18 protein-coding genes are annotated in these 23232 nt (G+C 73.2%); 9 read left to right on the top strand and 9 right to left on the bottom strand.

The annotated features are described in order from the left end of the window. Window position 1: 1 nt before the first annotated feature. Window positions 2–631 carry a pyridoxamine 5'-phosphate oxidase family protein gene (locus ACN27G_RS01835; RefSeq protein ID WP_421497200.1) on the bottom strand — a complete coding sequence of 210 codons (630 nt, stop codon included), beginning with the start codon at window positions 629–631 and terminating at the stop codon, window positions 2–4. A gap of 310 nt (window positions 632–941) precedes the next feature. On the opposite strand from ACN27G_RS01835, the gene ACN27G_RS01830 reads away from it, so the two are divergent. Then, window positions 942–3515 carry a hypothetical protein gene (locus ACN27G_RS01830; protein WP_421491036.1) on the top strand — a complete coding sequence of 858 codons (2574 nt, stop codon included), beginning with the start codon at window positions 942–944 and terminating at the stop codon, window positions 3513–3515. 127 nt (window positions 3516–3642) lie between these two features. Here the strand turns inward: ACN27G_RS01830 and ACN27G_RS01825 are convergent, their stop codons facing one another. Then, complete coding sequence (locus ACN27G_RS01825; RefSeq protein WP_421491035.1) at window positions 3643–3975, bottom strand: nuclear transport factor 2 family protein; 333 nt, start codon at window positions 3973–3975, stop codon at window positions 3643–3645. 90 nt (window positions 3976–4065) lie between these two features. Between ACN27G_RS01825 and ACN27G_RS01820 the strand changes: the two genes are divergently transcribed. Together ACN27G_RS01820 and ACN27G_RS01815 are read left to right on the top strand one after the other, a co-directional pair. After that, complete coding sequence (locus tag ACN27G_RS01820) at window positions 4066–4572, top strand: winged helix-turn-helix transcriptional regulator (RefSeq protein WP_421491034.1); 507 nt, start codon at window positions 4066–4068, stop codon at window positions 4570–4572. A 158-nt stretch (window positions 4573–4730) separates the two neighbouring features. Then, window positions 4731–7610, top strand: a complete 2880-nt coding sequence (locus ACN27G_RS01815; protein ID WP_421491033.1) for a tetratricopeptide repeat protein — start codon at window positions 4731–4733, stop codon at window positions 7608–7610. Between the two features lie 156 nt (window positions 7611–7766). Here ACN27G_RS01815 and ACN27G_RS01810 read toward each other — a convergent pair whose 3' ends face one another. Beyond that, complete coding sequence (locus tag ACN27G_RS01810) at window positions 7767–8462, bottom strand: response regulator transcription factor (RefSeq protein ID WP_421491032.1); 696 nt, start codon at window positions 8460–8462, stop codon at window positions 7767–7769. Next, the gene (locus ACN27G_RS01805; protein WP_421491031.1) at window positions 8459–9982 is read right to left on the bottom strand and encodes a sensor histidine kinase; all 1524 of its coding nucleotides are present in this window, start codon (window positions 9980–9982) and stop codon (window positions 8459–8461) included. The genes ACN27G_RS01810 and ACN27G_RS01805 overlap by 4 nt, the downstream gene beginning before the upstream one ends. A 130-nt stretch (window positions 9983–10112) precedes the next feature. Here ACN27G_RS01805 and ACN27G_RS01800 point away from each other — a divergent pair, with 130 nt between their 5' ends. From ACN27G_RS01800 to ACN27G_RS01780, 5 genes are all read left to right on the top strand, one after another. After that, window positions 10113–11012: an ABC transporter ATP-binding protein gene (locus ACN27G_RS01800; RefSeq protein ID WP_421491030.1), complete on the top strand. Its 900-nt coding sequence runs from the start codon at window positions 10113–10115 to the stop codon at window positions 11010–11012. Next, the gene (locus ACN27G_RS01795) at window positions 11009–11830 is read left to right on the top strand and encodes an ABC transporter permease (RefSeq protein WP_421491029.1); all 822 of its coding nucleotides are present in this window, start codon (window positions 11009–11011) and stop codon (window positions 11828–11830) included. The genes ACN27G_RS01800 and ACN27G_RS01795 overlap by 4 nt, the downstream gene beginning before the upstream one ends. A 1-nt stretch (window position 11831) precedes the next feature. Then, a complete protein-coding gene (locus ACN27G_RS01790; protein ID WP_421491028.1) occupies window positions 11832–12581 on the top strand; it encodes a YqeB family protein in 750 nt (249 codons plus the stop codon). A gap of 67 nt (window positions 12582–12648) precedes the next feature. Further along, on the top strand, window positions 12649–13881 hold the full coding sequence (locus ACN27G_RS01785; protein ID WP_421491027.1) for a serine hydrolase domain-containing protein: 1233 nt from the start codon (window positions 12649–12651) through the stop codon (window positions 13879–13881). A 98-nt stretch (window positions 13882–13979) separates the two neighbouring features. Next, entirely contained in the window at window positions 13980–14642 is a 663-nt protein-coding gene (locus ACN27G_RS01780; RefSeq protein ID WP_421491026.1) for a hypothetical protein, read from the top strand. A 21-nt stretch (window positions 14643–14663) separates the two neighbouring features. Here the strand turns inward: ACN27G_RS01780 and ACN27G_RS01775 are convergent, their stop codons facing one another. Both ACN27G_RS01775 and ACN27G_RS01770 read right to left on the bottom strand, forming a co-directional pair. Next, window positions 14664–15872: a hypothetical protein gene (locus ACN27G_RS01775; RefSeq protein ID WP_421491025.1), complete on the bottom strand. Its 1209-nt coding sequence runs from the start codon at window positions 15870–15872 to the stop codon at window positions 14664–14666. A 993-nt stretch (window positions 15873–16865) separates the two neighbouring features. Then, entirely contained in the window at window positions 16866–17390 is a 525-nt protein-coding gene (locus ACN27G_RS01770) for a hypothetical protein (RefSeq protein WP_421491024.1), read from the bottom strand. Window positions 17391–18007: 617 nt separating this feature from the next. Between ACN27G_RS01770 and ACN27G_RS01765 the strand changes: the two genes are divergently transcribed. Next, window positions 18008–18562: a roadblock/LC7 domain-containing protein gene (locus ACN27G_RS01765; RefSeq protein ID WP_421491023.1), complete on the top strand. Its 555-nt coding sequence runs from the start codon at window positions 18008–18010 to the stop codon at window positions 18560–18562. A gap of 93 nt (window positions 18563–18655) precedes the next feature. Here ACN27G_RS01765 and groEL read toward each other — a convergent pair whose 3' ends face one another. The 3 genes from groEL to ACN27G_RS01750 form a co-directional block, all read right to left on the bottom strand. Beyond that, window positions 18656–21016, bottom strand: coding sequence for a chaperonin GroEL (gene groEL / locus ACN27G_RS01760; protein ID WP_421491022.1), 2361 nt, complete (start codon window positions 21014–21016; stop codon window positions 18656–18658). Next, the gene (locus ACN27G_RS01755) at window positions 21006–21461 is read right to left on the bottom strand and encodes a hypothetical protein (protein WP_421491021.1); all 456 of its coding nucleotides are present in this window, start codon (window positions 21459–21461) and stop codon (window positions 21006–21008) included. The genes groEL and ACN27G_RS01755 overlap by 11 nt, the downstream gene beginning before the upstream one ends. Window positions 21462–21597: 136 nt before the next feature. Then, entirely contained in the window at window positions 21598–23175 is a 1578-nt protein-coding gene (locus ACN27G_RS01750; RefSeq protein ID WP_421491020.1) for a PQQ-dependent sugar dehydrogenase, read from the bottom strand. Window positions 23176–23232 lie beyond the last annotated feature (57 nt).

The following is a 23232-nucleotide window of genomic DNA, read 5'->3' as shown; positions in this document are numbered from 1 at the left end:
CTCAGCCCTGGTAGAGCCGGCGGGCGTAGTCGGCACCGTAGTAGCGCTCCAACTCCTCCAGCGTCTCCTCGGTCTGCTGGACCCGCTTGACGATCTGGGGCTGCGGTGGCAGCACCTCCGGATCCCAGGTCTCCGGGCGCCACAGCGCGGAGCGCATGAACGCCTTGGCGCAGTGGAAGAAGATCTGCTCGATCTCGACGACCAGGGCCAGGACCGGACGGTGCCCCTTGACCACCATCTGGTCGAAGAAGGGCGCCTCGCGCACCAGCCGGGCCCGGCCGTTGATCCGCAGCGTCTCGCCCCGGCCCGGAATGAGGTAGATCAGTCCGACGTGCGGGTTCGCCAGGATGTTGCGGAAACCGTCCGCCCGCCGGTTACCCGGCCGTTCCGGCAGGGCGATGGTGGTGTCGTCGAGGACCAGCGTGAAACCGGGCGGGTCCCCCTTGGGAGAGACGTCACAGTTGCCCGCCGCGTCGGCCGTGGCCACCAGGCAGAACGGCGAGGCGGCCAGCCACTCGCGGTCGATCTCGTGCAGCCGTACCCGTTCCTTGGTCACCGCCCTCGGGATCGGCTCGCCGAGCAACTCGCGCAGCTCCGCCTCGGACCCGATCTCGACGAGCTCTCCCCGCATCGGCATGAGACCCAGTGTAGGTAGTCCGCACCGCCGCACCGCCGCACCGCCGCACCGGCCGGAGGCGGGCACGCCCGGCCGGAGGCGGGCACGCCCGGCCGTGCCGCTGCACCCGATCGGGATGACGGCGGGCCGTGTCGTCGCCCGGACCGGGCGCGTTGACCAGGGCAAAGCACGATGACGTGCCAGGATCCGAACCCGTCGTGCCAGGATCCGAACCCCGTTCCGGGTGTCCCGCCAGCGCCGCAGCCGAGCCGACGGGCGGGACCACCATCTGCCGCGGACCCCAGAGCGACCAGAGGGGTACGCCATGCCGCTGCAACGCCACGACACCTCCCCGGTGCCGCGCCCGTCCGGGCTCGTCCCGCCGGCCGCCGACCTGACGGGAGTGACCGAGCTCCGGCTGCACGGGGTGGGTGGCACGACGCCGGAGGACCTGCTCGGCGACGCGGCCCCGCAGCACGTCTCCGGTGACCGGATCGCCGGCTTCTACCGGACCGCCGACCTGCCGGGCCGGCACGTCGAGGCGTACTCGTGGGGCGGGTTGACCTCGCGCAGCGGCGCCCGGGTGCTCTGGCTGCTGCTCTTCCCGTTCGCACTGGCGAACGTGGCCGGCTGGATGTGCAGCCCGCGTACCCACCAGCGGCCGGTGCTGTTCCGGCTGCACCGGGCGGCGGTCCGCTGGGCGGCCCTCGGGCTCACCCTCAACCTCCTGCTCATCGTGGCGATGACCGGGATGGAGCTGCTCGGCTACCAGTGCGGCGGGCAGCCCGGCTGTGCCGACGACGCCTGGCCGGTACGCCTCCTGCACCACCCGCTGCTCGCCGACCATCCGGCCCGGCGGATCCTCGCCGGCACGCTGCTACCGCTCGCCATGGTCATCCTGCTGGCGGTGCTGGCGCTGCGCACCATCGCCCGCTACGAGTCGACCAGCCCTCTGGCCCCGCCGGCCGCGAACGGGCCCCGCGGATCGGCCGGGGAGCGGGTCAGCCCTGACCTCACCGAGCCGGCCGGACCGACCCGGGCAGCAGACCTCGCAGGGGCAGCAGACCTCGCAGGGGCAGCAGACCTCGCAGCAGCAGACCTGACCGGGCCGGCCGATCTCGCGGGGGCGGCGGGCCGCGGCGGGTCGGGGCGGAGACGGGCGGCTCGGTGCGGCATCGGCCTCGCCGATCCGGGTTTCTGGGACGGCCGGCGCGGCGCTCTCGAACAGGGTCACCTGCACATCGCCGCCGGGCTCGCCTTCGTCGCGATCGTCCTCGGGCACACCGTACGGGAATCGGCACGCGTCGCCGGCGCCCCGGTGCACACCCCCGCCCTGGCCCAGGTCGCGCTGGCCCTTGCCGTACTGGTGCTGCTCGGGGCCGCGGCCTTCGTCGCCGCAGAGCGCTGCCCGGTCGCCGTGCCGGCCGTACTGCTGGTCGCGGCGGTCGCGGCAGTCTGTTGCGCCGGCTGGTTCGCGGTCGGGCAACCGGCGTACCGGCAGGCGTTCGGCTATCTGCCGGGGATGCGGGAGGTGGCGGGGCTGACCCTCGGCGGGGTCTCCGGCACGCTGCTGCTGGTGCTCGCGGCGGTGGTGCCGGGCGGCTGGCGCCGGGGCACGTTCGTGGTCTTCGGCCCGTTCGTGGCGCTCGCCCTGAGCGTCTTCGCGCTCAACGTCGTGCTGGTCAGCATGATGACCCGGATCGCCGGCATCACGGCCGAGGTGTCGACCCGCGTGCACCTGCCGGCCGGGCCGACCGAGCGGGCCGAGATCTACCTCTATCCGGTCGTCGGCCGGCTGGTGCCCTATCTGACCCTGGTGCCGCTGGGCCTGATCCTGGTCTTCGCCGGCTACGAACTGGTCCGCTACTGGCGGGCCGGAGCGGACCGGGTGCAGCGGGAGCGGATCCGGGCCTGGTACCGCGAGCACTCGCCGCGACCGGAGACCGAGCCGGGCTGGCAGCGCAGCACCGTGGTCGCGGGAGCCCCGGGTGGGCGGGGGGTCCTCCGGGTCTGGCGGAGCATGCTCGGCCGGGGCTGGGAGGCCCGGATCGCCCGCGCCCGGCGCTTCGCCCGGCTGCCCCGCGACGTCGACAAGCTGCTCACCGCCATCGCCGTGCTCTGCGCCATCCTGCTGGTGGTGCTCCAGGTCCGGTACTGGGCCTTCGGCATCCTCCCCTGGGGAACACAGTGGACGATCACCGTCGGCAGCTATCTGGCGGCCACCATCCCGGCCATGATCATTCTGGTACTCCGCAGGGGCTGGCGAAACCTGCACAGCCGGCGTCGGATCGGTGTGCTCTGGGACGTACTCACCTTCTGGCCGCGCGCCTACCATCCGCTGGCCCCGCCCTCGTACGCCGAACGGGCCGTCCCCGAGTTGCAGCAGCGGCTCTGCCGGATCCACGACAGCGGCGGGCGGGTGGTGCTGGCCGCGCACAGTCAGGGCACGGTGCTCGCCGCCGCCGCGCTGCTGCAACGGCAGAACCGGCCGGACGGCGACGTGGTCGCCCTGGTCACCTTCGGCTCACCGCTGTCCACGCTGTACGGCTGGGCCTTTCCCGCGTACTTCGGGGAACGGGTGCTCGGCCGGCTCACCCCGACCGGCGGCGCCCCCGGGGTGGCGCTGCACGCCTGGCGGAACTTCTACTACCGGACCGACTACATCGGCGGCCGGGTATTCCCGGCCGGGCGGGAGCCGGCCGAAATCGACGTGGAACTGCCGGACCCGGTCAGCACCTGGTACATCCACGGCCAGCCGGCCCCGGTGGCGGCCCGGCATTCCGGTTACTGGGTCGACCCCGCCGTCTGGCGGACCGTGGACGACCTCGCCGAGGCGGTCGCCGCCACCCGTCGGCTGCCCCGGCAGAGCCAGGCGGCGGCGCTGCACGACGAGGCGTAGCCGACGGCGCGGGCGGCCACCGGTGCCGGCGGCCCGACCTCACCCTGCGCTGGCCGCACCGCGGCACCACCCCGGTCGGAGCCGGTGCCAGCGGGTCCGCAGGATCGCGACGAGGGGATAGCGCGGGTCAGGGGGCGATGCGGAGCCGCCGGATCGCCGCGTCCTCGTACTCCTCGAACCGGAAGCGGAGGCCGGCGAAAGGGCTGCCCGGGAAGTCCCCGGTGATGGTGGCGGTCACCACCGTGCCGGCCGGGGTCTCCTCCACATCGGTGATCTCGTAGCTGACCAGTGGCACCTCTCTCCGCCAGCGCCGGATCTCGGCGATGCCGCGATAGACCTTTCCCTCGTCCTCCACCACGGCGTCGTCCGCGAACAACCCGAAGTACGCCTCGGCGTCCGGCCGCGAGGCGTACTCGAAGTATCGGCGGATGATCTCGGGAGTCGAAGTGGTACTGGTCATGATCGGCCTCCTCGGGTTACTTTCGAACTAGAAGCAAGTGGCTTCGACCTTAGCACCGACTCGGGAACGGGCCCGACGGGAGGAGACGCGGTGGCCGGCAAGATCAGACTCGAGGACCGGGAGTGCCCGCTCTCCACGGCGCTCGGACACGTCGGCGAGTGGTGGACCCTGCTGATCCTGCACGATGCTTTCGACGGTTACACCCGATTCGACCAGTTCCAGGCCAACCTGAACATCTCGTCCAGCATCCTGACCAGCCGACTGAAGACCCTGACCGAGCACGGGCTGCTCGAACGCCGCCGCTACCAGACCCGCCCGGACCGCTACGAGTACCTCCTCACCGAGTTCGGCCGCAGCCTCCGCCCGGTCGTCGTCACGCTCGCCGCCTGGGGCAACTCCCGGCTCCGGCCCGAGGAGCGCAGCATGATCCTGGTGGACCGGGCCACCGGCGTCGAGGCCGACCCGGTGGTGGTGGACCGGCTCACCGGCCGCCGCCTCGACGGCGACGACTTCGTCTTCGCCGCCGGCCCCGCCGCCGGCCCCGCCATGCGCTCCCGCTACGCCAGCCCACCCGGCCAGCTCTCCCAGGTGAGTTAGGAAGGGGCCCTTCTACAACAGAAAGCGATATGCGGGGGCCCTTCCTTGCACCTTGGGCTGGGAAATCCGGCATTTCGGTCCGGTGGCGATATTACGCTCCGTAGCCTGGAGCTGCGGGCGGGGAGCGAGCCGATCCAGCGGATCCAGCGGTGGCCGAGATGCCTCATCGAGCACGAAGAACGTCGCACGGTATCCAACGGTCCGCGCAGTGGGAGCAGCCAACGCCCCGGCGGATCGGCAGAGAGTCCCGGGCCGCGCCCGCCGCGCTGCCGGTGCCCCGACCCGGACGGGCGCTCGCCGCGCAGATCGTCGCCAGCCTCGCCCTGCTCGCCGCGCTGATCTGGGTCGGCCGCACCCACCTGCGGGCCGGCCGCCCCGACACCTGGCTGCTCAGCCCGCTGGACGGGATCGCCGTCCTGCTCGGCGGCGACGGGGCGCACCCGGCCCGGCAGCGCCTCGGCCTGGTGGCACTGGCCCTGATCTGTTTCGCCGCCTGGCGGCACCGGCGCCGGGTCCGTCTCGCCTACCGTCCCGGCCCCGTCGACGTGCAGGAGTTCACCGATGCCACCCCCGACCACAGTGGCCCGGTCGACGACCTCCGGAGCCAGTTCTGCCAGCGGCTCTCCGAGACGCACATCTACCCCCCGTACGCCGGACCGGCCGACCCGCCGCCGGAGACCTTCCTCGACGTCGCCGGCGGGGTGGACCCGCGCAGCGGCAACCCGCTGGTTCTGCTGCTCCAGATGCTTCCCCGGCTCTGGCCGAGGATCGGCTACCGGGTGACGGGTGTGCTCCAGGTCCGGGCCCAGGAACCCCGCTACGGCGTCTCCGCCACCGTCACCTCCTTCCTGGGCGGCGGCCGGAGCGCGATGACCACCCAGTGGGGCAACACCTGGGAGGAGGCGACCCGGCGGGCCGCGTACTGGGTGCTGGCGACGATCCTGCCGGTGACCCGGCTGGGCCGGGCCGCGCCGTGGCGGAACTGGTGCGGCCGGGAGCTGCCGGCGGCGCTCTTCGCCGCCTACGACAAGGGCAAGGAGCTGCAGGACCGGCGGCAGTTCGACGAGGCGCTGCGCTACTACGCCGAGGCACTCAGGCTCGACCCGTTCAACGCGGACCTGCGGGTGATGGTGGCGAGCGTGCAGGAGGAGATGGGGCTCTTCCTGGACGCGCTCGACACGTACCAGTCGGCGCTGGTCCTGCGCGAGCAGGGCGGCTGGTACGACGACCACGTCTGGACCACCCGCACCGACCGGCTCCGCGACCCGCGCCGGCACCTGCTCGGCACGCTCCGCCACCTGCGCCGCCGGCCCGACTCGATCCGGCTGCGCTACCAGTACGCCTGCACCCTCGCCTACACCGAGCGCACCGTGCACCAGTGGTTCAGGTCCGACGGCGTCGGCGACCGGGAGAAGGTACGCCGGCAGATGCGGCAACGCCTGGAGAAGGCCTTCGTGGACCGGTACTGGCCGGTGGTGGTGACCTTTGCCGACGCTCCCGGCGAGCAGTCCGCCAGGGAGTGGCTGCGCCGGGTGCTGCGGGGGTTTCCGGAGGCGACCCAGGTGGTGTTCCAGATCGCGGCGGCGCAGGAGCTGTACCGGCTGCGCGAGGACAGCGTGCTCGCCTGGTTCGTCCGGACCAGCCGCTCCGAGGTGACCCGCTCGGCGCTGCTGCTGCTCCGGGACGTCTGGGCGCCGCTGCGGCTGGCGAGGGCGTGGCACGACTGGGCTGCCGCCGGCTGGCAACCCCTGCACCGCGCCGGGCGGGTCCCGCCGGTCGGGCCGTTCGACGACGGCGGCTGCCTGGCCGGCTGGTGGCGGCGCGGTCCGCGCATCCGGGCCGGGCCGCTGAGCCGGGAGTGGCCCTGCGGCGGCGTCCTGCTGGACCGGGCGATCCGGCGGGCCCAGCGCCGCCGCTGGCCCGCACCGCCACCCGGCTCCTTCGAGTTCTACAACGCCGCCTGCACCTACGGCTTCGCGCTGAAGGGGTACTTCCCGGAACCGGAGCGGCCCGCACCGGCACACCTCTCGGCGGCCGGCCGGGCACTGTGGCGGGGCCGCCGGCTGATCACCGACGCGCTGCCGCTGGCCGCCCATCCACCCCGCTGGTACCGCTGGCCGATCACGGCACCGTCCGCGCCCGGCGGCGACGGCCACTCGGGGCCGGACCATCCCGTGGAAGCCAGCCCGCATCCGCTGCCACCGCCGGTGGCGCCGCTGGTGGCGAAGGCCGTGGAGCAGCTCCGGGCCGCGCTGGCCTGCACCGAGAGCGGGGTCGCCGCCGACCGGTTGCGGCGGTGGATCCTGAGCAGCGAGCCCGACCTGGCCCCGCTGCGCCGGTTGCAGGACTTCGGATACTTCGAGGAGGAGGTGTATCCGAGCCTCGGGGTGGTGCTCCCCCGCCCGGACAAGGTGATCAACTCCCGGATGTCGGCGTACGCCAAGGAACTGCTCTGCCAGGGCGCCGTCCTGCTCGAACAGACCTGGCACGACCGGGCCCTGCCGCCGCAGACCGCCGACCCGCACCAGCTCATCCGCTGGCTCGACCTGGACGCGGAGACCTGGGACGTCCTCGGCCGGATCGCCCTCGACCACGCCCGTTACTGGCGCGACCGGGCCGAGTTCATCCGGTTGCTGCGTGCGGCGGTCGACCCGGTCCGGATCGCCGAGGCCCGGTTCCCGCCGTCGATCCCGCGCTACGACGACCTCTGCCTGGCCGGCTCGGAACGGCTGGTCGGGGACGGCAGCCGGGCCGAGGAGAACATCGAGCGGCTGGCCCGGCACAACATCGCGCTGGTCGACCGCAGGCTCAACGCCATCCACCAGACCCTCGCGGAGCACGCCGGAGACGGCAGCCTGCGCGCCCGGCGACGGCTGGCCGGGATGGAGCTGCGGGGCGAGCCGCTGCGCGGCGACGAGACGCAGGACATCTGCGTCCGGCAGGCCGGGCGGTGGCACCAGGTCGCCGAACGGATGCGCGAGAGCGGCCCGGTCGTGGACACCAGCGGCCTGGACGCGCTGCGTCTGCGCGAGCGTTGACCGCCGGAGCCGCCCGGCACCGGACGCAGGCGGCAGGGCCACCGGGCGCAGGGAGCCCGGCGGCAGGGGGCACGGCGGCAGGGAGCCCGGCGGCAGGCGGCAGGGCACCGGGCGGCGGCGCACCGGGCAGCGGGGAGTCCGAGGCCCGGCTCCGCCTCAGAGCAGCTCGGCGTCGTGCACGAGCAGGGCCACCTGGACCCTGTTGGTCGACCCCAGCTTCGTCAGCAGCCGGGAGACGTACGCCTTCACGGTGGCCACGCTCATGAAGAGCGCGGCGGAGATCTCGGCGTTGGACCAGCCCTGGCCGATGGCGACCGCGACCTCCCGCTCCCGGTCGCTGAGCCCGCCGAGCAGGCGTACCGCGCGGTCCCGCCGGAGGTCGGCGTCCCGCCGGCCCGAGGTACCCGAGCCGGTCACCTGCGCGATGAGCTTGCGGGTGACCGTCGGGGAGAGCGTCGCCTCGCCGGCCGCGACCCGGCCGACCGCCGCGACGATCTCGGCCGGCGGGGTGTCCTTGAGCAGGAAGCCGCTCGCCCCGGCCCGCAGTGCACGGAGCACGTACTCGTCGACGTCGAAGGTGGTCAGCACCAGCACCTCGGGCGGGTGTGGCAGCCGACGCAGCGCCTCGGTGGCGGCCAGCCCGTCCATCCGGGGCATCCGGATGTCCATCAGCACGACATCGGGGCGGTGCGCGGCGACCGCCGGCAGCACCTCGGTGCCGTCCGCCACCTCGCCCACCACCCGCAGCTCCGGCACGCCGCCGAGGATCATCGACAGCCCGGCCCGGACCAGCGCGTCGTCGTCGACGATCAGCACCCGTACCGGCTCGGTGCCGGCGGCCGGGCCGCTCACGCCGCCGGCCACGGGAGCCAGGCCGCGAGCCGGAAGTCCCCCGATTCGGTACGCCCGTGCTCCAGCCACCCGCCGAGCAGGGCGGTCCGCTCGGTGAGCCCGACCAGCCCGGTACCGGCGCCCGGGATGCCGGGACCGGGCGGCTGGCCGACCGGCCACCGGTTGCGCACCTCGAGGGTGAGCCCGAGTCCGGGCCGCCCCCGGGCAGTGACCGTGACGACGGTCCCCGGAGCGTGCTTGCGGGCGTTGGTCAGCCCCTCCTGCACGATCCGGTACGCGCCCCGCCCCACCCCGGCCGGCGCGACGCCCGTACCGGTCAACTCGGTCCGCAGGTCGACCCGCATGCCCGCCTCCCGCGACTCGGCCACCAGCGCGGGCAGGTCGTCCAGGGTCGGCTGCGGCCGCTCGGGTGCCCTCGGCGGCGGCCCCGGCGCGGCCGACACGGCACCCGGCCCGCCCACCGACACGGCGCCCGGCCCGCCAAGCGACACGGCGCCCGGCCCGGCGGCGTGCCCGGTCGACGGGACCGGCACCGGCGGGTACGGCGGATCCGGCGGGTAGGTCCGGTCACCCGAACCCCAGCGGGCGGAGACCGGCGCCCCCTCCGCCGGCCGCTCCGGCCCCCCGGTCCGCTGCCCCGCCCCGGTCTCCGGTGGTGTCCCGGTCTCCGGTGGTGTCCCCGACTCGGGCGGGTCCTCGCGGAGCACGCCGATCACCTCGCGCAGGTCCTGCAGTGCCTGGTGGGCGCTGGTCCGGATCACGCCGGCGGCCCGGGCGATCTCCTCCGGCGGCGCGTCGGGCCGGAACTCCAGCGCCCCGGCGTGCAGGCTGAGCAGGGAGATCCGGTGCGCGAGTACGTCGTGCATCTCGCCGGCGATCCGGGTCCGCTCCAGCCGCCGGGCCGCCTCGACCCGCAGCCGCTGCTCGGCCTCGGCCCGGTATGCCCGGTCCCGCCAGGAGAGCACGAGCTGCCGCCGGGCCCGGATGAACATCCCCCAGGCGAGGACGGAGGCGGTCAGGACCAGGCTGAGGAGGATCCCGACCCACGGCCCGCCGTCCGGGTCCGGATTCCGGTACTCGTAGAGCACCGCGACCCCGAGATGCGCCACGACCAGCGGACCCGCGACCGACAACGGGCGGTGCACCACCAGGGTCAGCAGGATGACCAGCGTGGCGATCCCGGACGGGGTGGATAAGAGCGCCACCGGCAGCGCCGCGACGGCCAGCGCCACCGGCCAGCGGCGGCGTGCCCAGAGCCCGAGGCAGAGCCCGGTGGTGATCACCGCGTCGACGGCGACCGCCAGCTCCGAGTCGGCCCGGTCCGCCACCAGCGTCGGCTGCGGGCGCAGCACGTCCCAGAAGGCGACGAGGGCATAGCCGAAGGCGATCAGGAAGCAGAGCGTGTCGACGATCCAGTCCCGGGTCGACCGGCGGGGGCGGCGCCGGTCGACGGCCGGATCGGCGGTCAGGGTGGCCGGCAGCAGCCAGGGATGCTCAGGCCGCGCCAGCACACCGGTCATCGGTCAACTGTACGAAGCGGCGACCGGGCCGGATACCAACCAAAGTCGACGCCGGAAACTGGCCGATGGTCGGCGGGCATGGCCTGCGGGCCGCAGCGCCGGACCGGCCGGCCCGGGCAGGCTCTACCGCATGATCAGCGTCGAGCACCTGACGAAACGGTACGGCCGGCACACCGTGGTCGACGACGTCTCCTTCGACTGCGAACCGGGCACGGTGACCGGGTTCCTCGGCTCCAACGGGGCCGGCAAGTCCACCACGATGCGGATGATCTGTGGCTTCACCCGACCGACCGGCGGCGTCGCCAGGGTGGAGGGCGTCGACTACCGGCGGCTGCCGAATCCGGGCCGGCGGGTCGGGCTGCTGCTCGACGCCGGCGCCCAGCATCCGGGGCGGACCGGACGGGAGACGTTACGCGTCTCGGCCGACACGATGGGGGTGCCCCGGCGGCGGGTCGACGAGTGCCTCGACCAGGTCGGGCTGAACGCGGTCGCGGCCCGGCGGCGGGTCCGGGCGTACTCGTGGGGCATGCGTCAGCGGCTCGGCCTGGCGCAGGCGCTGCTCGGCGACCCCCGGGTGCTGATCCTGGACGAGCCGGCGAACGGCCTCGACCCGGAGGGCATCTACTGGATGCGCGGCCTGCTGCGCGACTTCGCCGACCGGGGCGGCACCGTGCTGCTCTCCTCGCACCTGCTCCGCGAGGTCGAGGCGGTGGCCGACCGGCTGGTGGTGATCGGCGCCGGCCGGGTGGTCGCGCAGGGCAGCAGGGAGGAACTGCTGGCCGGCACGGGCACGCTGGTCCGGGCGCGCGACCTGGAGGCGCTGCGGGCGGCGCTGGGCCGGGCCGGGCTGCCGGTGCGGGCGGGTACCGACGGCGGGCTGCTGGTGGGGGCCGAGCCCGGCTCCGTCGGGCAGACCGCCGCCGACGACGGCGTGCCGCTGCTGGAGTTGCGGCCGGCGGAGAGCGCCGGCCTGGAACAGATCTTCCTGTCCCTGACCGCTGGCGACTCCGTCCGCGAGGCCGTGACATGACCGCCGGTACCTCCGCACCGGCTCGACCGAGCCGCGACCGCCGACACGATCCGGCCGACGACCGCGTCGATGAGCGCCCGACGCTGCTCCGGCTGACCCTGGTCGAGCTGCGTAAGCTCACCGACACCCGGGCCGGCTACTGGCTGCTGATCACGATCGGCCTGGTGGCGGCGGCGATCGTCACCGTGATACTGATCGTCGCTCCCGACGGTGACCAGCAGTTCGGCAACCTCTTCGCGCTCGCCCAGTTTCCGGTCGGGATCCTGCTGCCGGTCCTCGGCATCCTGCTGGTGACCAGCGAGTTTTCCCAGCGCACCGCGCTGGCCACCTTCGCCCTCGTGCCGCGGCGGCACCGGGTGGTGGTCGCCAAGCTCGGCGCCGGGATGGTCGCGGCGCTGCTCTCGGTACTCGCCAGCGCGGCGACGGCGGCGCTCGGCACCGTGCTCGCCGGGCTCACCGGCGAGGGCGGGAGCTGGGCCACCGACCCGCTGGTGTTCGTCGGCGCGGCGGTCTTCCAGATGGTCAACGTGGCCCTGGGCATCGCGTTCGGTCTGCTGTTCCAGAGCACTCCGCTGGCGATCGTGCTCTCCCTGGTGCTGCCGATCGCCTGGTCCACCCTTGGCGGCACGATCGAGCGGCTGCACCGCGCCGCCGAGTGGTTGGACACCGGGATCACCACCGCCGCCCTGGTCGAGCCGCCGGACGCCGGCGAGCTCGGCGCCGGCGAGTGGGCGCGGCTCGGCGTCTCGGTCGGGGTCTGGGTGCTGGCGCCGCTGGTCGGCGGCCTGGTCCGCACACTCCGCCGCGAGGTCTCCTGAGGTGCCCGCCGGAACACCCCCACCCCCCGACCCGTCCCGGCCGGCCGGCGGGGCGGGGCCCGGCGGGGCGATCGTGGTCGCCGAGCCGGCCGGGCTGGTGGTGCTGGTCTGGCTCCTCTTCCCGGTGCTCGGCGCCGCGCTTCTCTGGCTGGTGCGGTCCTCGGCGGGCTGGGTGGCGGCACTGCGCTGGATGCCGATGCGCGGCCCGTTCAGGCTGATCGACGCGGTCGACGAGCCATGGGCCACCGGGGGTGCGCTGCTCCTCGGCGCGCTCGGCGGCCTGCTCGTCGCCGCGGTCGCCGCCGCCGAGCGGCTGACCGTCACCGTCGCCGGGGAGGGCGTGACCCTGGTCCGGGACGACGTCACCCGCCGGATCGCCCGGGACGGGATCACCGGGGCGTTCCGGGACGGCAGCCGGCTCGTCCTGCTCGGGCCGGCCGCCGAGGAGCTGGTCCGGGAGTCGTCCGACCTGCCGGCCGACCGGCTCCGGGCCGCCTTCGAGGCGTACGGCTACCGGTGGTACGCCGACGGCGACCCGTTCCGGGCCGAGTACCGGCGTTGGACCGACGGAGGCCCGGACCTGCCTCCCGGGGCGAACCCGCTGCTCAGGGCCAGGCAACGGGCGCTGGACAGGAACGACAGGGCGGACGCGGTCGAGCTGCGGACCGAGCTGGCCCGGCTCGGCGTGGTGGTCCGGGAGGAGGGCCGGCGGCAGTACTGGCGCCGGGCGGGTCAGGGCCGGACGGTCTGACGCCTTCGTGCATGCCGGCCCGGGGGGACGTTGCCGCGCTTTCCGCAGCCGCAGTAGGGTTCCGCGAATGAGCCTCCAGCGCAACGTCGACCCTGATCAGGTCGGCTTCGACCCGGTGCGGCTGGCCCGGGTCGACACCCACTTCGCCCGGTACGTCGACGCGGGTCTGCTGGCCGGTTGGCAGATCGTGGTGACCCGGCGCGGCGAGATCGCGCACGCCTCGACGTACGGGATGCGGGATCGGGAGGCCGGGCTGCCGGTCGAGTCCGACACCCTCTGGCGGATCTACTCGATGACCAAACCGGTCACCTCGGTCGCCGCGATGATGCTCTGGGAGGAGGGGCGGCTCCAGCTCACCGACGAGATCGGCCGCTGGCTGCCGGAGTTCGCCGACGTCCGGGTCTACGACCGGGGGTCGGCGGCGAAGCCGTACACGGTGCCGGCGGTCGAGCCGATCAGGGTCTGGCACCTGCTCACCCACACCGCCGGGCTGACCTACGGCTTCCTGCAGACCTCCGTGGTCGACGGGCTCTACCGGGCGGCGGGGTTCGAGCTCTATCCGCCGCCGCACTTCGACCTCGCCACCGCCACCGCCGGGCTGGCCCGGCTGCCGCTGCTCTTCCAGCCCGGCACGGCCTGGGGCTACTCGGTCGCCACCGACGTGCTCGGCCGGCTGATCGAGGTGGTCTCCGGCCAGTCCCTTGACGACTTCTTCGCCGAGCGCATCTTCGGCCCGCTCGGCATGACCGACACCGTCTGGTGGGCCGAGGGCACCGACGCCGACCGGCTCGCCGCCTGCTACGCGCCGGATCCGGTGACCGGCCGGGCCCTCCGGTACGACGAGATCGGCTCGTTCGCGCTGAAGGAGCCGGCCCTGCTCTCCGGGGGCGGTGGCCTGCTCTCCACCGCGGCCGACTACCACCGGTTCACCCAGTGCCTGCTCCGCGGCGGCGAGCTGGACGGGGCACGGCTGCTCGGGCCGCGTACGGTCAGGTTCATGACCCGTAACCACCTGCCGGAGGGTCAGGACCTGGGGAAGCTCTCGACCGGCGGGTTCGCCGAGACGACGCTCGACGGGATCGGCTTCGGGCTCGGGTTCGCGGTGGTGCAGGATCCGGTGCCGAGCCGGACGCCGAGCAACCCGGGCGAGTTCTACTGGGGCGGCGTGGCGAGTACGGCCTTCTGGATCGACCCGGTCGACGAGGTCACCGCGCTGCTCTTCGCCCAGCTCGTCCCGTCCAGCACCCATCCGCTCCGCCCGGAGCTGCGCCAACTCGTCTACGCCGCGCTTGTCGACTGAGCGCCGGTCGCACCGCCGCCGGGGTGGGGTGCCATCGGCATGGGGTGCCGCCGGGGTGGGGTTACGCCGCGCTGGTGGGCTGGCGTGTCGGAGGTAGCGTGGATGATCGCATCCGGGGGAGGTTCGCCATGGTGATGAGGGCGAAGCGGGTGAGCCTGCTGGACATCGGGCTCGACTCGTCGTTCGACGCGGCGATGACGTTCGTGCAGTCCACGTTGCAGAACATCAACGCCGAGCACCAGCAGCCGATCGTCGACATCGACTTCGTCCGGTCCCGCGACCCGGACACCGTGCTGACCGCGTTCACCGCCTCCTGCGACGTCCTGCACGTGATGGCGCACGGCGACCACAGCAGCACACCCACCTTCGCCAGCAGCGACGGCCGGACCAAGATCTCGCTGGAGGCGCTGGGCGAGGAGGCGGCGGCCCGGGGCCGGGGGATCTCGGCGCACGCGATCCTCGCCGACGGCTGCCGGACCGGCACCGGCGCCTGGCAGAAGGCGGTGCGGGACTGCCTCCAGGACGAGGTCACCTACATCGGCACCTCGGCACAGATCGGCTGGCACGAGAGCGGGGTCTTCTGCTCCGCCTTCTACGGCGCGCTGTTCCGCAACCGTGGCCGGGGCATGACTCCCGCGGAGCAGGCGCAGGACGCCGCCGAGCGGGCGATCGAGGCGTACACGCTGCTGACCGACCGCAACTGCCCGTTCCGGGTGTTGACGCTGAGCCCGAGCCGTTGGGCCCGGATGGCGCTGGCCTGAGGGCGGGGTCGGCGACCCCGATCAGGCCGCCGAGCGGGGTTTCGTCGACCGGGAGAACCGGATCGCGGTGCCGGCCCGGCGCGGGGTGGGCGGCCGGGTGGCGGTCGGCGGGGCGATCGCCGCCTGCCAGTGGTCCAGCATCGGCACGAGATCCCAACCGACCTGCCGCCGTCGGGACGCGGCGGCGGCGCAGCGGGCCCGCCAGCTCCACTCGTTGAGCGGTACGGTCGCCCCGGTCAGCTCCGCGCGCAGGTCGTGCAGGACGTCGACGGAGTGCCGGAACGCCGTGCCGCCCCGCTCGGCGTCGGGCCGGTTCACCAGCCAGCTCAGGTTCCGTCCCGCACAGGTGGCGCAGTCGCAGTGCCACAGGCCGATGTCGGGATGCCGGCGCATGGTGGCCTCGATCTCCTCCATCGAGGCGTACGACAGGCACTGCCGGACCAGCACCGACGAGCGGGAGAGCACGGCCGGGGGCCGGTATCCGGCGGGCCGGCGCGGGCCGAGGCGGCGGAGCGTCGGCTCGGTGCCGATCGCCACGGCGGTCGCGCCGGAGCAGAGCGCACCGAGCGCCGGCAGATCGGCGCGGAGCACGAGTACCGGCACGCCGCAGCCGAGGAGCTCGAGCAGGCCGGGCACGATGTCGTCCGGGCTGAACGGGTTCGCCGGCTCCTCGGCGACGACCGCGACGGGCACGCCGACCGCCGACACGTAGCGGATGAGGATCTGCCGGGCTATCCGGTCGGCCAGCCAGCAGGGGTGCAGCGGCAGAAGTGCGATGGCGTCGCCGAGCCGGGCGGCCCGTTCGAGGATCCCCGCCAGGCCGGCGGTGTCGTCGCGGGCCAGATAGCCGGAGTCGGTCAGCACCGGCAGCCCGAGGTCCCGCTGGCAGTCGATCCACCGCTGGTCGAAGGGGGCCGCCGCGGGCAGCCGGCCGTCGCCGGCATACCGGGCCGCGTCGAGCAGCACCGGACGCCGGTAGTGGTCCACCTCCAGCAGGTGCCGGGCCCGCCCCAGGCAGCCGCGCAGGTTGCCGCGGTCGACGGTGACGACCAGGCCGGCACCGGCCCGATCGGCCGCCGCGGCCGCCTGGGTGACCTGATTGGTCCGGCAGTGCAGCAGCAGGCTGCGGTCGAGATCCCCGATCCGCCGCCCGTTACCGTCCGATCGCCCGCCAAGGTCCCGCGCCACGAACCTCACCCCGCTGATCGTCATCAAGACATTGATCACCATGAGTGTTTAAATAGTAACTCGGCGCAACCAAAGTGGGTATCAGATCACGACTCTTTGGCAGATCGCGGAAAGTGCCTTGGGTGCCGGAACCGCTTCCGGTAACGGCACCACAAGTCCGACCAGATCTCAGGCCGCCGGAACGGGCGCACAACCGCGCGCCGAGGGATCACTCAGACCCCCGGCTCGGCACTGCCTCGTGAATTCCCGAAACGGAGCCGCGAGACAGCTCTGCGCGACCGGCCCGGACGGCGGTCGACTCAGAGCACCATCTCGCGCCAGCCCGAGCGCCCACCGAGCCAGGCGTCCGCGAGAATGCGCGCGGAGGCCTCACCGGGACACTGCTGCACCTTCGAGCGCCCTTGGGCGCCCCCGACCTGGGCCTCGACTTCCCATCGCTGCCCATCCGTACGAATGTAGACGTCGCGCCGTGAGCGCGGACCCCGATCGCCGTTCCACCAGTGCCGCTCAACTCTCACCCGGTCACCGTATAGCACGCACGGACCCGCTGGATATCCTCAATAACCAAACCTTGACCTCTCGGTGACCCTACGGGCCCGCCAGACGTTCACGCCCCTGCCGCGGCCCCTTCAGGACGTGTGATCAGCCGGATGGCAGTGGCCGTTCGTGGCATTCCGCCGAGGAGTCGGCTCGGGCCGAGGAGTTGGCTCGGGACGTTGGCACCGGGGCGGGCTGGGCCGACCGCCAGCTACGGGGGAAGGTAACGGCCGGACTGCGGACGCCCGCCCCGGGGCCTCTGCGGGGTCGGCCGTCGGCGGCACCGCGACGCCGGCCGGCCCCGCCGGTCCGCCGCCACGCCCGGTGGAGGGCGGCCCACCGGGCGTCGGGTCGCGCGGCGGACCGACAGGCGAAGCATGTCGCACGCCCGAGCCGCACCGTCGGACAATCCGTCCGGCAATCCCGGATCCGGCACGGGCCCGGCACGGAAGCCGCCGTGCGCCCAATCCGGCGCATGCCGTGACGAAAGCCCGGCGGTCAGTCCTCGGCTCTCCGGAGAATCTGGGTACGCCCGGCCGGAGCGGGCCAGACCTGGAGCAGATACTCCTCCGCCCGGTCACCCGCGGTCCGGCCCACCGGAAGCTGCCGCCCCCGGGCATGCACCCGGATCCGGTAACTGCCCGGCCCCCGGAAGCTGATCCGGGGAAAGTCGGTGCCGCCTCCCCGGGCCGACCTGACGTGTGACTGGCCGACGAGGGTCCGGTAGGAGACCTCGACCGCGTCGTCCCAGCCGGCCGTCTCGACCGTCGGCCGTTCGGCGTGCAGCTCCACGGTGAGGTTGACCCAGCCGCCGCCGCAGCCGGTGCGGACCAGTACCGCGCCGTCGGTCGCCCCCACCAGGCCGTTGTCGTCCCGGGCGTTCGCCTGCCAGTGCCAGCACGTCGGCGGGTCGGGGTCGGTGAGGGCGAAGAAGAACCTGGCCACGCGCACCACGCCGGCACAGACCGACATCGCGTCGGTCACCCGGTACTCGAGCAGCGCCCCCGCTCCGAGCGGTATCAACGTCGCTCAACCGTTCCACGTCCGGCGATGATGGACAGCACCGCGCTTCTCCCCGCAGTCAGCGCATCAGGCAGTTGAATTCGTAAATGTCCCTACCTTGCACTCTGACACAGCGTCCCGGTGCCGTCCACAGGCGTCCCAGCAATGACCTGGGAAGCGCACGTGCATTTGTGGTTTGCAGACGCCACGTGCAGTCACACTCAGTTTCGGTCACTGTGCGCAGTGGTGTGGTGCGCAGAACGACCGGCCATGGGCCGCAACATCGGTCGTATCGCCCTGTTCCATCGCGGACGGGTCAACAGTAAGTTAGCTGCACAGACAAATACCTGTCTCGCGAGATGCAACTTGCACCCCGGCATGCGACCCTCTTTTCCGCAGGAGCACTCGCGCGTCAGACCGGCCGCAGCCCTGACACGCCGTCCCGCCATGACGGCACTACGGGCAGTGACGTTCACACCCAGAATGGAGGCGCTGTCAGTGGCGAACCACCACCTGATCCGGTCGCTCAGTTCCCGCGCGGGCGAGAATCCGTTCCGTCGCGTTGCTCCGGCCTGCCCCCACGTCCACCTCGCATCCGTCGTGCGTCACGCACAAGAGATCGAGGACCGGTGCTGACCGTGACCCAGTTCCAGAGGGCTGGCGGGGAGCCGTCCGACACCCCGCTGCCCCGCCGCCATCCCGGCGCACGCCTCGACAGCGGCGGTGAGGAGATCCTGCCGGAGGAAGCGCTCGACCGATCCGGCCCCGCCGGCCGGCCGCCGGACCGCGCCGGCACCGGACAGCCGGGCGGCACCGGACAGTCGGCACTGCACGCCGAGCTGAGTGCGCTCCGGGACCGGGTGCCCGGCGTACGGGGTGCCGTGCTGGCGAGGATCGACGGGAAACTGCTGGGGCACGATCTCACCGCCGGCCCCGAGCCGTTGGATCTCGCCGCGCTCGCGGCGACCACCTTCGGGCTCGGCCGGCAGTGCGGGATGACCCTCCAGCAGGGTCCGCTGCGCGAACTGACGGTACACAGCCACCAGGGCTACTTCACGGTGTACGGGGTGAGCGACGACATCCTGCTCGCCGTGCTCGGTGACGACAGGTTGAACGTGTCGTGGCTGCACCTGGAGGCGGCACCGGTAGCCGAGAGGCTCGCTGACCTGCTGCACGTCGGCGGCACCACGTAGCAGCATGGGCTGGGGCCGGCGTCGGGACTTCCCGGCGCCGGCTACCCGCCAGCCCGACCCACCGACCAAGCGATCCACAAATCACGGGATTGATCAACCGATCATCAGGTAGCGGGTCACCACCCCGGCCGCGGCGGTGACGGCCTGGCGCAGCGTCGCGGCCGCATCGACGATCCCGGCGTCCAGCGCGACGACGTACTCGCCGGCGACCACGTCGAAGGTGATTCCCGGGCCCCGGCGGCGCAGATCGGCCGGCCCGTCCACCGGGTTCCGTCCGGCGTTGCGGAGCAACTCCTCGTAGGGCGCGGCCAGCGCGTCGACGACCACCGCGTAGCCGAGCGCCTCGTCACCGCCGCCGGAGAGCCGGCCACCGATCCGACCGGCCACGGTGAGCAGCGCCGCGCCGCCACCGGGGACGAGTCCCCACTCGACCGTCGCCTTCGCGTTGCGTACCGCGTCGTCGATCTGCCGCTTGCGCTTCTTCAACTGTCCCTCGGTCGACTCGCCGACCCTGATCACCGCGACCCCGCCGCCCAGCCGGGCCAGCCGCTCCCGCAGCACCTCCCGGCCGTGCTCTCCCCCGAGCCGGGCCAGCTCGACCCGCAGCCCCTGCACCCGGCGCCGGGCGAGCTCCGGATCGCCCGCCCCGTCCACCACGGTGGTGTCCCGGCGCGTGGTGATCACCTTGCGGGCGCCGCCCAGTACCCGGGCCGTGGCCGCCGCGAGTCCACCCTCGGCCTCGCCGACCACCTGCGCGCCGGTCAGCAGCGCCAGGTCGGCCATGACGGTGCACCGCTCCTCGTCCGCCCAGGGCAGCCGGACGGCGACGGAGTCGAGGGTGTGCCGCATCTTGCCGACGATCAGCGCGGTGAGGGCGGCGTCCCGGACGTCCCGGGCGAAGACCGCGAGCGGCCGGCCCGACCTGCCGACCTCGTCCAGCAGCGGCTGCAACTCCGGTACGGCGGAGAGCCGCTGGTCCACGATGAGGATCGACGGATCGTCCAGCACCGCCTCGGCTCCCTCCGAGTCCGTCACGAAGTACGGCGAGACATGCCCGGCCGGGACCCGGGTGCCCCGGGTGAGCTCGAGTTCGAGACCGAAGAGGTTGCTCTCCTCGACGATCACCACACCGTCCTTGCCGACCCGTTCCATCGCGGTGGCCAGCAGGTCGCCGATCACCTCGTCGCCGGAGGCGATGGTGGCGACCATCCTGAGCTGTTCCTTCGTCTCGACCGGCACCGCCAGGTCGGCCAGCTCGGCGAGGACCGCCAGGGCCGCCGCCTCGATCCCCCGGCACAGCGCCACCGGGTTCGCACCGGCCCGCAGCGCCGCCGTGGCGCCGTCCATCATGGCCTGGGCCAGCACCACGGTGGTGGTCGCGCCGTCGCCGACCCGGTGCCGTACCCCCTCCACCAGCTCCCGGACATAGCTGGTGCCGATCGCGTCCCGGGTGTCGTACGCGGTGAAGAGCCGCACCACACCGGCGGCGTCCGACAGCTCGTGGTACGCCCCCGAGGCGTCCTCCACCAGCACCCGCCGGCCGAGCGGGCCGAAGGTGCGCCGCACCAGGTCTGCGCCGGCCCGGAAGCCACGGGCGACGACCGCCTGGTGCCGGTTGTGGTTGGTGGGCCGGGGCGCCGCCTCCCCCGCCGCCTTGGCCACCGCCCCCGGCACCGCCTCGCGGTCGCGCGGCAGGTGTGGCGCCGCCGGCACGCTCGCCAGGTAGATGTGCGGCTCGGCGTTGTACGCGCTCCACTTCGGCTTCTGGTCCGGCCGGCGCCGGACCACCCCGTCGTGGACGTACCGGAACAGCTCGTCGACCCCGACCCGCCCGTCGCCGTCCAGGTCGGCACCGCCGGTCGCCAGCCCCTCCAACAGGACGTCGGTGAAGATCGAGCCGCGCGGCGCGGACTCGACCAGGCCGTCGGACTCGAAGGCGTACTCGTAGCTGTCGCAGGCGCTGATCACCACGTACCCGCGGCCGACCTGGCCGTCCAGCGCACCCTGCGGCGCTCCCTTGAAGCCCTCGGCGAACGCACCGGCGAAGCAGCAGTCCAGGACCAGGACCTTCGCGGCGGCGCGGCACGCCTCCAGTTGCTCGTTGACGAAGGAGCGTGAGATCGCGGTGCTGGCCGGCCTGGTCCGGTCTGTGTTGGCGGCCGCGAAGTACAACCTGTGGAACGGGTCGACGATGCCGTGACAGGAGAAGTAGAGCAGCACCAGGTCGTCGTTGACCCGGTCGGTGAGCAGGTCCTCGATCTCCCGGCGTACCTCGTGGTCGGCCGGGTCCTGCAACGTACGGACGGTGAAGTTCCCCACCGACGGGTCCTCCAGCACCGCCGCCAGCCGCTCGACGTCCTGCTCGGGGGCCCGAAGCTGGTCCAGCGACGGGTCGTCGTACTCGCCGACGGCGACGAGCAGCGCGTAACGGCCGGCCGGCGGGCTAGTCGGCACCGGACCCGGCGCCGCTCTGTGTCGGTGGTACGCCGAGCCACTCGACAACCATCTGCTCGGTCTCCTCGCGGGGCGCGCTGATCGTCAGGCTGCGCCGGCCGTCCCGCAGGACGATCCGCCGGGCGGCACCCCGCTCGACGAAGGCGACCGCGACCTGGGCGAGCGCGGCGACGGTGGTGGCCGAGAAGAGACCGGTCACGACCAGTTCGGCCATGGTCCCGGCGCCGCCACCCTTGCGGCCGAGCGGGCCGGGCCCGATGTCACCGGCCGGGTCGGCGAGACCTGAGCGGGCTGCAGCCGGCGAGTCGTCCGCGCCGGGCCGGGCGACGTGCAGGATCGTCCGGGTGTGCAGCTCCCGGGCCAGTGCGGAGGCCGATTCGGCGTCGCCGCGTTCGCTGCCGGGGACCGGCCCGGAGACCACCAGGGTTAGCGCACCACCATTCATAGAGTAATGATGTCGTAACAATAAGTAGTGATCTGTCGGGTTGCCGACAATACTCCGTCAACCTGCCGACGGCCGAAGCGTAAGGAAGGGCCCCCGCTTATCGTTTTCTGTTGTAGCGGGGGCCCTTCCTAACACCTCAGGCGCAGGTGTTGCCGTTGAGGGTGAAGGCGGTCGGCGCCGGGTTGGCGCCGGTGTTCGAGGCGAGGAAGCCGAACTGGACCGTGCCGCCGGGCGGGATGTCGGCGTTCCAGTTGGCGTTTCGGGCGGTGACGACCGCGCCCTGCTGGCTGCCGGTGGCGTTCCAGAAGGTGTTCGCGCGCTGGGCGGCCGGGAAGGTCCAGCCGACCGTCCAGCCGCTGACCGGCTGGACGCCGATGTTGGTGACGGTGACCGTGGCGTTGAAGCCGGTCCCCCACTGCTGGTCGACCCGGTAGCTGATCCGGCAGGTGGCCGGCGGGGTCGCGGTGCTGCCGAACTCGATCCGGTGCAGCTGGCCCGGCAGGTCGTTCACCAGGTACAGCTCACCGTTGGCGTCCTGGCCGAGGCTGGTCGGCTGGATGGTCAGCTCGGTCAGCGCCCGCGTCTGGTACGCCCCGCCGGGGCCGGCCGGCGGCCGGACCACGAACGCCGTGCCGGAGCAGTAGTCGGTGGCCAGGTAGGTGCCGGTGGCGATGTCGGCGTACTCCTCGCCCCGGTAGACGTACCCGCCGATCACGGCGCAGCCGTCGGTGGAGGTGCGGTACGAGTAGACCGGCTCGACGTACTCCGCGCCGGCCTGGCAGCGGTCGGGGTTGAAGACCTGCGGCCCCTCCCGGCAGGACCAGCCGAGGTTGGCGCCGGCCTGCGCCGCCCCGAGGTGGTCGATCTCCTCGAAGGTGCCCTGGCCGACGTCGGCGATCCAGAGCGAGCCGTCCCCGCCGAGGTCGTGCGAGAACTTCCACGGGTTGCGCAGCCCGTACGCCCAGATCTCCGGCCGGGCGTTCGCGGTGCCGACGAACGGGTTGTCGGCCGGTACGCAGTACGGCCGCCCGTCGCAGGACCGGCTCACGTCGAGCCGGAGGATCTTGCCGAGCAGGGTGTCCAGGTTCTGCCCCGAGTCGAGGACGTCGTCGGAGCCGCCGCCGTCACCGATGCTCCAGTAGAGATAGCCGTCGGGGCCGAACGCGACGTGCCCGCCGTTGTGGTTGGAGTACTCGGCGTGCGGCTGGGTCAGCACGACCTGCTCGCCGCCGGGCGGGACCGGGGACTGGCCTGCCGTGTCCAGGGTGAACCGGGAGAGCGTGACGGTCCCCTCCGGCAGGGCGGTGTAGGTGACGTAGAGGGTGCGGGTCTGGGCGAAGTCCGCCGTGGTGACCAGGCCGAGCAGGCCGCGCTCGTTGCCGGAGGTGTCGACCCGGTCCCGGATGTCGAGCAGCGGGTCGGCCGCCAGCCCGGTCTCCGGGTGGTAGACCCGGATCGTCCCCTGCTTCTCGGCGATCAGCAGCCGGCCGCTGCCGTCGTCGGGGGCGGTGATGGCGGTCGGGCGTTGCAGGCCGAAGGCGACCTGGGTGGTGCTGACGGTGAGCTGGTCCAGCGGCGGCACCGCCGCCACGGCGACACTGTCGGGTACGGGCGCCGTGCCGGCCGCCTGCGTCGTGCCGGACGCGACGAGCGGAGCGAGTACGGCGGCCGCGCCGGCCAGGCAGAGCCGCCCCAAGGATTGACGTCGCAGCATATTCACTCCCATCGGTTAACAGGACGGTAATGCTGCCGACTATCCCTAGATCGTCAT

Origin of the sequence: Plantactinospora sp. WMMB334 (assembly GCF_049179095.1) — a bacterium.
Lineage (GTDB): Bacteria > Actinomycetota > Actinomycetes > Mycobacteriales > Micromonosporaceae > Plantactinospora.
This window is presented reverse-complemented; position numbering and strand designations above follow the sequence as displayed.